This window comes from Vibrio nitrifigilis, from assembly GCF_015686695.1.
Classification (GTDB): domain Bacteria; phylum Pseudomonadota; class Gammaproteobacteria; order Enterobacterales; family Vibrionaceae; genus Vibrio; species Vibrio nitrifigilis.
On record NZ_JADPMR010000004.1, the window covers coordinates 784,706 to 797,163 of the forward strand.

General features: G+C 42.1%; 11 protein-coding genes. 2 read left to right on the forward strand and 9 right to left on the reverse strand.

The annotated features are described in order from the left end of the window. Positions 1 to 15 precede the first annotated feature (15 nt). The 8 genes from I1A42_RS19905 to I1A42_RS19940 all read right to left on the reverse strand — a co-directional run bounded on the left by I1A42_RS19905 (position 16) and on the right by I1A42_RS19940 (position 9,783). Positions 16 to 1,332 (reverse strand): HD domain-containing phosphohydrolase, encoded by a 1,317-nt coding sequence (locus I1A42_RS19905; RefSeq protein WP_196124646.1) that lies wholly within the window; start codon positions 1,330 to 1,332, stop codon positions 16 to 18. Then, positions 1,325 to 2,992 (reverse strand): EAL domain-containing response regulator, encoded by a 1,668-nt coding sequence (locus tag I1A42_RS19910; protein WP_161155536.1) that lies wholly within the window; start codon positions 2,990 to 2,992, stop codon positions 1,325 to 1,327. Before I1A42_RS19910 ends, I1A42_RS19905 begins: the two co-directional genes overlap by 8 nt. 5 nt (positions 2,993 to 2,997) lie before the next feature. Beyond that, positions 2,998 to 4,293: a sensor histidine kinase gene (locus I1A42_RS19915; protein WP_230389671.1), complete on the reverse strand. Its 1,296-nt coding sequence runs from the start codon at positions 4,291 to 4,293 to the stop codon at positions 2,998 to 3,000. 14 nt (positions 4,294 to 4,307) lie between these two features. Further along, positions 4,308 to 4,889: a chemotaxis protein CheX gene (locus I1A42_RS19920; RefSeq protein ID WP_161155534.1), complete on the reverse strand. Its 582-nt coding sequence runs from the start codon at positions 4,887 to 4,889 to the stop codon at positions 4,308 to 4,310. Then, positions 4,886 to 5,251: a response regulator gene (locus I1A42_RS19925; protein ID WP_161155533.1), complete on the reverse strand. Its 366-nt coding sequence runs from the start codon at positions 5,249 to 5,251 to the stop codon at positions 4,886 to 4,888. The genes I1A42_RS19920 and I1A42_RS19925 overlap by 4 nt, the downstream gene beginning before the upstream one ends. A 40-nt stretch (positions 5,252 to 5,291) precedes the next feature. Next, positions 5,292 to 6,422: an HDOD domain-containing protein gene (locus I1A42_RS19930; protein ID WP_161155531.1), complete on the reverse strand. Its 1,131-nt coding sequence runs from the start codon at positions 6,420 to 6,422 to the stop codon at positions 5,292 to 5,294. 251 nt (positions 6,423 to 6,673) lie between these two features. Continuing rightward, positions 6,674 to 7,993, reverse strand: coding sequence for a M20 family metallo-hydrolase (locus tag I1A42_RS19935; protein WP_196124647.1), 1,320 nt, complete (start codon positions 7,991 to 7,993; stop codon positions 6,674 to 6,676). Between the two features lie 260 nt (positions 7,994 to 8,253). Then, positions 8,254 to 9,783: an AbgT family transporter gene (locus I1A42_RS19940; protein WP_230389672.1), complete on the reverse strand. Its 1,530-nt coding sequence runs from the start codon at positions 9,781 to 9,783 to the stop codon at positions 8,254 to 8,256. 196 nt (positions 9,784 to 9,979) lie between these two features. Between I1A42_RS19940 and I1A42_RS19945 the strand changes: the two genes are divergently transcribed. Beyond that, positions 9,980 to 10,912: a LysR substrate-binding domain-containing protein gene (locus tag I1A42_RS19945; protein WP_196124648.1), complete on the forward strand. Its 933-nt coding sequence runs from the start codon at positions 9,980 to 9,982 to the stop codon at positions 10,910 to 10,912. A 48-nt stretch (positions 10,913 to 10,960) separates the two neighbouring features. Here I1A42_RS19945 and I1A42_RS19950 read toward each other — a convergent pair whose 3' ends face one another. Then, entirely contained in the window at positions 10,961 to 11,728 is a 768-nt protein-coding gene (locus I1A42_RS19950; protein WP_196124649.1) for a S1 family peptidase, read from the reverse strand. Positions 11,729 to 12,286: 558 nt separating this feature from the next. Here I1A42_RS19950 and I1A42_RS19955 point away from each other — a divergent pair. Then, entirely contained in the window at positions 12,287 to 12,436 is a 150-nt protein-coding gene (locus tag I1A42_RS19955; RefSeq protein WP_196124650.1) for a ribosome modulation factor, read from the forward strand. Positions 12,437 to 12,458 lie beyond the last annotated feature (22 nt).

Sequence of the window (12,458 nt, forward strand, 5' to 3'; positions counted from 1 at the left end):
ACCTGAACTCCGTGCTTAGATAAACACAGCGATCGGATATTGATTGTCTTTTTCTAACTTTTTCAGTTTTTCTAATAAGTTGCTGTTGATCTCCTGCCCTGCAGTTAACATTAAGCTGCCATTGGGTAAAAAGACATCCCGTTTAACAACAGTGCCAACTTTGATATCACTGATCCCAACACAGCGTTCAATGCCATCTTTTTGCTCAACATTACCGATGACTTTCATAAACGCTGTAACCACTTCAGGATCGTAAAGCACTTCGCTATATTCCTTGAGAAAGCGCTGCGCGCTCTGAGCCGTCATACGGTTACGATTGTTTTCAGAAGCCACAAAATAATCGTAATTTTTCACCACACGAATAATACGAGCGCCGATAGGAATTTCATCTTCATGTAAATGCGATGGACTACCCGTACCATTATAATTTTCGTCCTGATGACGAATAATATTAACTAATGGTGCAAAACGCTTAATCTGACCAATGATTTCCGCCCCCAATTCTGAGTTGGCATCTGGCGTCGTTGGGATACCACCCGGATTTTTTTTCATTAAGGCCGGTTTAGCATCTTTGCGAGCAGACAAACCAATCTCATGCAGTAGTCCACACAAGTAAACTTGGTTCACTTCTTGATCGCTCAGTTTTAAGGCCGCAGCCACAGCCTTGGATTGTTCAGCGACACGATCATAATGATCCGCCGGAACCCCTGTGCTGTATTGAATAATGGCCTTCAATGTCGACAAAATATCGTTAAATGTTTGGTTACGAGCTTTTAAGAGTTTTTCTAGAGATTGGTTGGCTTCGCGCAACGCTTTAGTACGTTGCAACACTTTGGTTTCAAGCTGCTGGTTAAAACTGGCCAGTTCAATATTTTTTTGTTCGAGCTTGTTGGTTAACTGATCGCGTTCTTGAGTAAGACGATAAAATTCAGCGGCTTTGGCAACCGTCAACTTTAAGCCTTCATTATCCCAAGGCTTCGCTAAATAGGTATGAATCCCCCCTTCATTCACCGCCCGGACGGTAGATTCCATATCGCTATAACCCGTGAGCAATATACGAACAGAGCCAGGACGCAATTCTTTGGCAATCGACAAAAACTTCGCGCCATCCATCTGAGGCATACGCATATCAGAGATAATAATTGCCGCTTCATTATCTTTTAAATAGGCCAGCGCGTCTTCTCCTTCATTGAAGGATACGACGTTATAGTCTAGACGTAGAACACGAGTCAGAGTTTTGAGAATATCGGCTTCGTCATCTAATAATAGTAGGGTCAGCTTGCTCTCTTCCTCCGACATCACCTCACCACTGGTTTCAATGTCATCAGTCATTATCGCTTACTCCACTTTCCTCAAATACGTAATCGATGAATTCATCCCGTTCTAAAGGAGGGCTAAACAGATAACCCTGCACGTACTTGCAGCCTTGCTTTCTTAAGAAATCGAGTTGGCTGGCATCCTCTACCCATTCAGCAACGATCTCCATATGTAATGATTTAGCACTGTCTGTTATAGAATTCAAAATCGCATCGTCAGCATGTGATTTACCCAGTGCTTTGATAAACCGCCCGTCAATTTTTAAGATATCAAACGGTAATTCACAGATGGTTTCAAAGCCAGAATACCCCGTGCCGAAATCATCAATGGCCAATTTTATCCCATAAGATTTCAGCATCATCATCTCTTCACGCACGGCGTTATAATCGTTGATGTGCTGCGTTTCCGTCACTTCAATATCAAGAAACTCCACCCCGGGTAAAGCCTTACCATCTACGACCAAGAAATGTTCGAGAATTCCCTTCTCCATTTGAGAAGCATTAACATTGATTGCAACACGCATATTGGGCTGGGAAGATTTAAGCACTTCCACCAGCGAAAGCGACTGCTGAATCACTGCCTTTGTTAAGTCATCAATAAAATTATATTTAGTCAACATTGGTACGAATTTAGTCGGCAATTCGTAAGTTCCGTCCTCTTTTTTGCGTCTCACTAACGCTTCACAACCATCGATTTGGTTGGTTTCAATGTTGATTTGTGGCTGGAAAAACGCAATAAAATTATCGGCACCGTGGTCCAACAAAAAACGGACTAATGATTTGAGTTCACTTTCTTGTTCACCTTCATCACTGAGCCAATACAGATGCTCGTGTCCCAGTTTTTCCAAATAGGATTTGCGCTCGTTTACTTCTTGCGCCGATATCGTATCTTCCCACGATTCGATTTCACTAACATAAAGCCGCAGTCCAACATCTGTCGCCTCTGAATCACTCAAATCGATAGACAATATCGTCTCAACCGTTTCAGTCAGTAGCGATGTACTGTCTGCGGCACAATCAAGGATGATAAAAAACTTATCTTCGTCGCGATAAATATCAAGATTAATGCGTTGTTTTAACTGTTCACCTAACGATTCGATAATAGCGTTCACTTTGGGAACACCACAGTTGGTGTTAAGCGAAGCGGTGCCTTTTAGATCGGCGACCAATACCAATTTTGATATGTCGTTATTGTTGTTATTCACTTCAGTAACGATCTCTTCTAAACGATGACGTGTTTTACAACGAGTAAGAATATCTGAATGAGAAAACATTGCTTGCTTACTGATCGCGTTACGAATTTCTTCAATTAACTCCACTGAATCCCAAGGTTTACTGATGAACTTATGCAGTGCACCGACATTTAAAGCTCGCGTCACATCGCTCAGCTCAGCTTGCCCAGACAGCATAATCGTTGAGATATTTGGGGTAATGGTTTTAATTTTAATCAGCAGATCAACGCCATTCATTTTCGGCATGCGAAAATCTGAAATGACAACACTAATGCGTTCTTTTTTTACTATCTCGATCGCTTCGTCAACATTGGTTGTGCTGTAGAGCTCAGGGAATTCCATCCGCAGAGTACGAATCAATGATTTTAATATCGGTAACTCATCATCAACGAGCAAAATTTTGTCATAGAGCATGGTTGTTTTACCTTCATCTATTACTGCCATGTAATTTATTTCTTACCGGCATTGGGTCCTCTAATTGGTAAGCGGATGGTAAAAGAGGTCCCCACCCCAATCTCACTAGTCACTTCAATAGTGCCATTGTGCGCATTAATAATGCCGTAAGAAACGGACAATCCTAATCCGGTCCCAGACCCCACAGGTTTGGTGGTAAAGAAAGGTTCAAAAATGCGGTTTATTTTATCTTGTTCTATGCCACATCCCGTATCACGGATGATAACCACAATATTGTCGTTGCCTTCTTTCTTCACGGTGATATAAATCTTGCCTTCGCCCTCAATCGCTTGACTAGCATTGACTAAAATATTTAAAAACACCTGATTAAGCTGCATCGGCTGGCAAAATATATCTGGAAGATCATCGGCATAATCCCTAACAACTTCGATGCTGTATTTGATTTCGTTATTGATAATTTTCAATGTGGATTCCATACCACTAATGATATTCGCATCACTCCATTCAGAATTATCAACGTGAGAAAATTCCTTTAGATTCTTCACAATAGCAACTACACGTGAAGCGCCTTCTAACGATTCTTTGATTAAGTCATCAACGTCTTCAATAATAAAATCGAGTTGGTACTTCGATTTCGCTTGTTTCATCTGCTTTAACAAATTCTCGTCATTGCATTTCGTTAACATCTCTTGCGTAACGTTGAAATAGTCCGTGATTTTCTCAAAGTAATCTTTGAGCGTTTGAACATTAGAGGTGATAAAACCGATTGGGTTATTGATCTCATGGGCAATGCCTGCAGACAGTTGGCCAATCGAAGCCAATTTCTCTGATTGCAGCAGTTGAACTTGTGTGTCTTTTAATTGCTTTAACGCTTCATTAAGATTTTGGTTATTATCTTCCAAAAGACTCGACATCGCTTTGAGTTCTTTCTGCTGCGAAGCCTGCGCGGTCACATCATAGACGCAAACACACACATGTTCGAGAGAACCATCATCACTGTGGATAGGAATCACTTCCACATCTTGATACATGTCCTCTTCCTGGCCAGATACCGGGCGAGAACTTTTAAAAGGTAAAAAGTGTGGTTGCTGCTCCCAAGATGAAAAGCTGGAAGATTCGATAACAAATGCTGTGTCAATTTTACGTTTCAAAAAACGCGCTGAGTCAGGAAAAAGATCTAGGATACTTTTCCCCACAAAGCTATCACAATCAACTTTCGCTCGAGTCTGAAAATATTCATTGGCCGTCATGATCTTATAATCACGTCGCACAATACATAGCGCAAAAGAAAGTTGATTTAATAAATCGGACAACATCAGTTTCGCTTTCATATGACTCCCTTTCCCTAGAGCAAATCATCAAGTTGTACTAGCACTTGATCGAGCCCGTTATTAGCGAAGAAAATGATGGTTTTCGTTTCAAATTGCGCCGCTTCAACAATGAAAGAGACTTCCATCAGTATCGATGTGTTCCAGTCTGTAAAACGGTGGGTCTGAACCGAAGGTTTAAATAGTGAAGGAGGCTGAATTTTAATATTGAGTTCGATCTGCTGACACAAACCTTTTAAACTTGCCCCACTTAGAATATTTGAGATATCAAGTAAGCAATCATCGACAAATACATTATCTTCAGCTTCAGACTCATCATGAGTCATATCGGCTGCTATTTGCTTACAGCCATTTTTTGACAACAGAGTAACCAACTCTCCAGACATGCCACCGTAGAACGATTGGCGTGTGAAATGATACTCAGATTCACACTGTTGTAGTTTATCGAGCTCTTCTTTAGAGGCTATTTTGATATCAGGCACAGTTAAAGTGACATGCAAATCAAGTAGGCGCGCCAGCTTGTCTGCCGCTTGCCCCATTGAAATATTCAACAGTTCCTTCAATGTATCCTGATAGTCCGCATTCAATTCAAGCATCATAATAATCCCACCTCATGAAGCACTGTTTTTAATAAATTGGTATCTAGAGGTTTTTTGAGAAACTTTACTGCACCTAATTCATTGACCATTCGTTGCGATTCAGGCTGTATATCGGCACTAATCACAAACACAAAATTACGTGCATTTTCTTCTTTAAGGACTGACAAGACTTCAAAACCATCCATTACAGGCATGGTGAGATCTAAGAACATCACATCCGCTTGTCCCGCATGATAACGTTCTACTGCTTCTGCACCATTGGTGGCTTCAAACAACTCAATATCCCAGTCTTCTGGGAGCGCCCGCATGACCGCTTTTCTTGAGAGTTTCGAGTCATCACATACCGTAACCGTAATTGCCATTCCATTCTCCTTGTCCTCGTCAAATACAAAATGAAACAAACTACACTTTTAAAACTTGTCTAACTGATTGGTTATATTTTTCGGGTATCGCTTGCAATAAGTTGATGACCTCGTCGTCTCCTCCTTGCTTAGCAATGTGCATTGCCAAGGCTAATGAGACACAATTTGTCACTTCATCTTGATTAAGCGTAGTCAATGAAAATCGAATGTTTAACATGCTTGCTGTTATTTTTCGCGAATATCCCCAAAGGGTTAGAACATATACAGTAATTAAAATGACATCATCATAATCAGAGCTAAAGGTGTAGCGATCGAAACAAAGCGCGTCATCAATCCCCGATTCTTCAAGTGTTAACATGCCAATAGAAATGAGTAACGACATGATAAATGCGGATTCTTGTTCTTCTAATGATAAGTGAGCACTCTTGGCCAATGATTTTGCACTCGCGGCTATCGTCGTAAAGCGTTCGACCACGTGATCGTGTTCTTTTTCCGTCAAGGCAATAAAGCTTTTATGGCCTAACATACACACAGCAACTGCTTCGACGATTACGGCGCCTAAACGGCTGATGGCCACTTCTAAAAACACCGTTGAGGACTGAAATCCGAGATATGAAGAGTTGGCTAATTGAATAACCCGTGCCGCTACAGCTGGCTCCTGTCGCACCGCATCCGCCAACTCTTTGAGATCTGCATTTTTATTACGAGCGATGGCTTGAATATCTTTTACCGCTTTCGGCAGTACTGGGATGTGCTCACAAGTATTACTGATTTTTGCTAAGCAGTCGGCATTAAATGGTGGATTGTGAAGTTGTTCTGCACTATCCAAAATCGCTAAAATATCGTTTTCTGTAAATGGCTTGGGCAAAATAAAATGCGCATAATTACTAATGGCATCGGGGACATCTTGATTGGTATTGCCGGTAATCAAACACCGAATCGCGTAAGGGTAACGGTGTCTCACTTCTGCTAATAATTTATCGCCGTTTAGCTTAGGCATGAGGAGATCGGAGATGATTAATGAAGGTTCTGCCGTAATGTTTTCTTCCCACTTTAACGGGTCACTAACCAGTGTGATCGTCCACTCTGGTCTTAAACGGCGAAACATCCTAGCTGTTGCTTTAAGCATGAGCTGATCATCATCGACGTATATGACGTGTAATTTTGTCATGCTCGCGCTCCCAATAGTATTGAAATTACGGAAGACCGGCTCATCAGTCATTTCAATGGTTTTATGGTCTGTCCGCTACCTTTTTAAGGATAGACGTTTTTTGTCAGTTCAATGGGATAGATAACGTTTAATTGACTCAGATCTCGTCAAATTTATATATCTTCTACTTAAGAAGTAGCCAATCAGAGGTAATTAAAAATGGGGCTACTTTGATAAAGTAGCCCCATTCTAATTTTTAACGTAGCGTGAGATTAGTGCGAATCAGCAAATTCAGGTGCAGATAATACGATTGTGGTCAACATACGTAGCGCATTTTCCAGAACAGTTTCATTGAAATCGAATTTATCATTATGATGGCAAGCGGCTAACTCGGTACCAAAGATCATGTAAGTGGCTTGGCCACCATGCTCTTTTACCCGTTCCATAAGGTAAGTCGCATCTTCAGACCCCGCGGCCCCACCAAAACCATTATGAACTTGCTTAAAACAGCCTAATTGCTGCGCTTTGTTTTCGATAAATGACACCCATTCTGGCGAAGGAACACTGCGCTGCGCTGCACCAACGACATCAAGGTGATAATCAATATCGTACATTAACGCGGCACCTTTAATGACGTCTTGACTACGTGCAAACATATACTCATTAATTTGATTATTCTCCCCGCGGCATTCCACCTCAAGATGGGCATGTTGCGCAATAACATTACGTCCCGTTCCCGCATCAATGACGCCAACATTAATTCTTGATGCGCCACCACTGTGGCGGTTAATTCCATGTAAGCCCAATGTCGCTTGAGCCGCGGCGAGAATCGCACTTTTCCCCTCTTCAGGGTTACCGCCCGCATGAGCAGGTCTGCCATGAAATTCAACGTTAAATTTGGTAGTGGCAAGAAAGTTATCGTTACCGCAAACCATTTCACCATCAGGCACGCCAGTCCCTAAGTGAATCGCAACAAAATAATCGACATCATCTACAACGCCAGCATCGGCCATAGATTTTGCACCACGGGTCCCTTCTTCCGCAGGTTGGAATAACAACTTAACTTTACCCGTTAACGCAGACTTGTTTGCCATTAAATAGTGAGCAACACCTAAACCGATGGATGTATGTCCATCATGCCCACAAGCATGCATCATATTATGGTTGATTGAGCCAAACCCATGTTGTGACGGAATATGGCCGCAATCTGATGACTCTTGTAGATCCAAGGCATCCATATCAACTCGCACGCCGACTGTTGGACCAGGCTTACCTGTATCTAACGTCGCGACGATACCTGTGAAGCCACCAGAGAAATAACCCAGCCACTTTTCTATCGCCCCCTGCTCTAATGCACGTTGCTCTTGCTGAGCTAAAAATTCAGGGCTTGGCAATCCCATCCGTGATTCGTCTTTAATGACATCACGGCCTAATGCCAGTTCGTAGCCCAGTTTATCGAGCAAATCAGCGACGATGGTTGAAGTGCGAAACTCTACCCAACCGGATTCAGCATGTTGGTGGAGATCGCGGCGCCATTCGATCATCTGCTGGGTAATGTGGTTAATTTGGTTCTCATTTAAAACGTGTGACATGGTGTATTTCCTCTGTTGAGCACTATTCGAGTTCGATCGTTATAAGACGTTATCCGTGAAATCTTGAGAACCCGAACAGATAAAAAATGAATACTGACAGCAAATTCGCGTTCGGTTTGACTTGCCTGTCCTGCTAATACATGCCGTCTTTATAGTGCCTGTCCTCATTGCTGATGGTTATGCTTACAGGGACAGGCACTTTTTGCTTATAGGGTCGTTACTGTTCGTTAAATTCAGTATCTGAGGTCATTAAGGTACCGTTACATCAGCGGGTAAATACCAGGACCAATAGGCAATCCAAGCGTAAAGAAGATAAACAGTAAGATTAACCAAGAGCCCAAAAACGCTAAAGTGTATGGCAATAGCAAGGCGATCATTGTCCCCATCCCTGCTTTTTGGTCGTACTCTTTCATCATCGATAGAATCACGACAAAATATGGACTTAGTGGAGTGACGATGTTAGTGGATGAATCCGCGACACGATAAGCTAATTGAATAAAGGCGGGGTGATAACCAAGCTGCATAAACATAGGTACAAACACTGGCGCCTCTAACGCCCATTTAGCCGAGCCGCTTGGAATCAAAAAGTTCAGCAACGCAGTAAAAACACAATACCCAAGAATCACCGCTAATCCATCGAAATGAATATCTTTAAGAAAATCGGCACCATTTACCGCTATCCATGTACCAAGGTGGCTCCAGTTAAAATAAGCAATAAACTGCGAGCAGAAAAAGATCAGTACGATGTATCCAGACATGTCTGAAATGGCTTCCGACATGTATTTCGTTAAATCCTTACTGTTTTTGATAAGACCTAAAGTAATACCATACGCCATTCCAACAGCAACGAAGAAGAATAGGATAATTGGAATAATCCCCTTCAAAAACGGTGATGGTATAATGCCACCCTCCGCATTACGTAGTGGAGAGTCTGGCCACACGACAATAGTGACGATTGCCACAAGGTAAACTAACGCTGTAATCCCTGCATTACGTAAAGCGCGTGTTTCTAGCACAGGTTCACGGTGGGTCATGGTTTTCGTCTTACCTTCATATTTACCTAGACGAGGTTCGACGACTTTCTCTGTAATCAGCACACCTACAATGGTCAGAACAAACACCGATACAATATTGAAATACCAGTTATCTACCGGTGTGACTTGCATATTAGTGGAGACAGCTTTGGCCGCTTCAGTTGAAATTCCCGACAACAAAGCATCGGTCCCTGCGATGACTAAATTCGCTGTAAAACCAGCACCAGCACTAGCAAAGCCAGCCATTAGGCCCGCAATTGGGTTACGACCCACCGACATAAAGACCAGTGCCGCTAACGGTGGCAACACCACCATCGATGCATCTGATGCAATATTCATCATAATACCGGCAAATACAACAGCGGTGGTAATAAGAGGTTTAGGGGCATTTAAAATGGTGCGTTTTACGACACTTTCTAACAAACCAACCCGTTCAGCAAGACCAACGCCAATAAGCATAGAAAGCACTAGGCCCAGAGGTGCAAAGCCTGTGAAATTGCTCAGCATATGCGTAAAAATGAATACGATGCCTTCACTCGACATCAAACTGCGTATGGGCAACTCTTTACCCGTCGCAGGGTGAATCACCGTTAATCCTTGGCCTGCAGCAATAACAGAAGCAACAATCACCACGATGGCTAAGATAAAAAACAGAACTATCGGTTCCGGTAATTTATTCCCAATTGATTCAATTTTACTAAAAAATCGCGCCGACACCGTCGGCCTGCCAGACATGACAGCTTGAGATTGCGACATAATAAAAATCCTTTTCAATATGTACTAAGATCAACCATTCCATTGATCTCATTCTTCATTACTTCATCCTTTTGCTAAAAAGGGATGAAGTAATCCTTTAATTTCCGTAATCTATTGAACCAAGGCTTATCACACAAGATAACAAATGTTTTATGGTGATAAGTAAAAGTTATCATGGAAGTAACAGATTCTAATTATGTCTTTAAAACTCAATCAATTACGTGCATTTTCTGAGGTGGCCGAATGGGGAAGTATTCGCGCAGCAAGTCGTTCACTTGGTATTTCTCAACCTGCCGTCACAAAATCTTTGCGTGATCTCGAAGAATCACTTGGCACTCAAGTGGTCATTCGCGGCAACCAAGGGATAACCCTTACTGCGGCAGGCGAACAGTTGCTTTCGCATACCACCCTTATTTTACGAGAACTGTCATTAGCTGAGGAATCGGTAAAACAGGGGTTAGGAAACGAGTATGGCACTGTTAATGTCGGTGTCGGTGCGAGTATTGCCTGTGAGTTAATGCCTGAAGTTATTAGTAAATTTCGTCAACTCTACCCAAATGTCCAAGTAAAAATTCAAGAGGGCCAATTAGAAGCTCATATTGATCAATTACGTCAGGGGAAAATGGACTTTGTGATAAACACTCTCCAATCAGATTTAGAGGAATATGAATTCACGAAACAAAAAGTGATGGAGTTACCTTTTAAGCTTATTGCCCGTAAAGATCATCCAAAACTAAAGGCTAAGACATTAGAAGAGCTGCAAGATTGCGACTGGGTAATGCCGACTACGCGCAGCAGCTATCTAAATACTGTGTATGATATTTTGAGTCAGAATGGCGCTCAATTAAAACACGCCATTACGTGTGAATCCTATCTTTCTACATTAGCGATTATCAGCCATACCGACTGCATTGGGCTAGTCTCTTCCACCGCGGTGGAACATTACACATACGCCCAGCAACTAGAAGAAATACGACTCGACACACCACTGCCTTGGGCGACCTATTATTTGCTGTGCCGAAAATCAAGCCCGTTGACTCCAATCGCTAATCAGCTTGCAGAACTATTTCTCTACCAATCGCGCCCACTGTTTGCTCGAGTTCAACCAGAAGCCACGTCAGACAGTTAATGCTAGCGATCTATGCCATCGCCCTGCGACGTTTATAACACGCGCTCTTTACTTGAGCTCAATATTTGAGCTCAATACTTCGGTTCTATTATTTGCTAATGTCGCGCCCACTGGCGTTTCAACGGTTGGATTCCACGTTAACACCGGTTGGTCACTCTCATAATACTGGTCAACGGTTCGGTTCAACCAATCTTTGACAAAATTCAATGATACAAACAGACTCAAACGATCATAGGGGAGCTTCTCTCCATCGGCCAAGCGGGTATTGGAACTGGCTATGGCTGATATAATGCCAACCAGCTCCCCTCGTTGGTTAAAGAAGCCGCCTCCGCTCATACCAGGACGAATCGGGGCATCTGAGACACTAGCATTGCACTTATCAAAATAGGTGTTACCTGAAAATAGTAAATCACGCCGATAAAACCCTTCCCCTTTGAGCAGCTTACCAAAACCATCCATGCCATAAGTCGTCACTGGCTCGTTAGTATATACCAAGCCTAAATCGGGCAATGTTTTAGCGCTATTATCCGATTTAATAATCGCGATATCGCAATTGGGATGATAGGCCACGACACTTGCCCAGTTTAACTTGGCGACATGTGCAGCGGTTAAACTCAGGTCTTTTGTAATCGGAACACTGGAACCGAAGCCTTGATATAACAAAGGAATACCAACCATCTCATAGTCAATTGCTGGCGCTTGATTATGTGGCACTGAACTCAATGGGCCATTTGCACAGCCAGAAACAAGAACAGCAATAAACGCCATCATCACCAATCGATAAAATTTAAAGACGCAAATAACATTGGAAACCATAAATAACCTCTATCATTCAGCCAAATAGCGAATTTAAAAAGCAAACACGTCTCGCCGTGTTGTTAAATAGCGCTCAGTCAATTTGAATAAATGCAGTGTAGGTCTTATGCAATCAATTACTAGGAAATGAAAAGGCAATTTAAGGACGATACATACTTGTGCTCCACAGCGTGTTTTAAATATGAGACATAGAATCATCGAGCATTTCAATCTTAACTCATTAATAGTAATAACTATTATTTAAAATATCTCTCAGCTCTTTGTTTATTAATGCAACGTATTACATTAACACCCTCTAAAATATACTCCATAATCATTAGTGATATCTTTCACAACTAGACCAATTAATTTCTGTGCCCCCTTAACTATACCACTCACGTTGAAAGGGAATGACCATTCCTATCGTGATTGAAATTAACCTAGGATCGTTGATGAAGCTCTGAACCCTGCATTTTGAGGTCATTTGGGTATATCTGTTCATCACTTAATCAAGATCAGTTTAAGTAATAAAATGCACGGCTAGAATAGCCGTTCTTATTTATTCACTGACTATTTCTCATGAACAAACAACAAGAATCTGCTTTTAATGACGGTTACCTAGCCTTTGGCGCTGGGCATACTGATACCGCTAATCCATATAAAACCACTGAATACGGTGACTGCTGGCGACAAGGATGGTTTCAAGCTCAACACGATTTCTGTGCTTAAATCTCACTCTCTTATTACCGTG

What these genes read in the sequence shown, in the direction of transcription:
- I1A42_RS19905 (WP_196124646.1), bottom strand. Translation starts at nt 1,332, where the DNA reads ATGACTGATGACATTGAAACCAGTGGTGAGGTGATGTCGGAGGAAGAG.
- I1A42_RS19910 (WP_161155536.1), bottom strand. Translation starts at nt 2,992, where the DNA reads ATGGCAGTAATAGATGAAGGTAAAACAACCATGCTCTATGACAAAATT.
- I1A42_RS19915 (WP_230389671.1), bottom strand. Translation starts at nt 4,293, where the DNA reads ATGAAAGCGAAACTGATGTTGTCCGATTTATTAAATCAACTTTCTTTT.
- I1A42_RS19920 (WP_161155534.1), bottom strand. Translation starts at nt 4,889, where the DNA reads ATGATGCTTGAATTGAATGCGGACTATCAGGATACATTGAAGGAACTG.
- I1A42_RS19925 (WP_161155533.1), bottom strand. Translation starts at nt 5,251, where the DNA reads ATGGCAATTACGGTTACGGTATGTGATGACTCGAAACTCTCAAGAAAA.
- I1A42_RS19930 (WP_161155531.1), bottom strand. Translation starts at nt 6,422, where the DNA reads ATGACAAAATTACACGTCATATACGTCGATGATGATCAGCTCATGCTT.
- I1A42_RS19935 (WP_196124647.1), bottom strand. Translation starts at nt 7,993, where the DNA reads ATGTCACACGTTTTAAATGAGAACCAAATTAACCACATTACCCAGCAG.
- I1A42_RS19940 (WP_230389672.1), bottom strand. Translation starts at nt 9,783, where the DNA reads ATGTCGCAATCTCAAGCTGTCATGTCTGGCAGGCCGACGGTGTCGGCG.
- I1A42_RS19945 (WP_196124648.1), top strand. Translation starts at nt 9,980, where the DNA reads ATGTCTTTAAAACTCAATCAATTACGTGCATTTTCTGAGGTGGCCGAA.
- I1A42_RS19950 (WP_196124649.1), bottom strand. Translation starts at nt 11,728, where the DNA reads ATGGTTTCCAATGTTATTTGCGTCTTTAAATTTTATCGATTGGTGATG.
- I1A42_RS19955 (WP_196124650.1), top strand. Translation starts at nt 12,287, where the DNA reads ATGAACAAACAACAAGAATCTGCTTTTAATGACGGTTACCTAGCCTTT.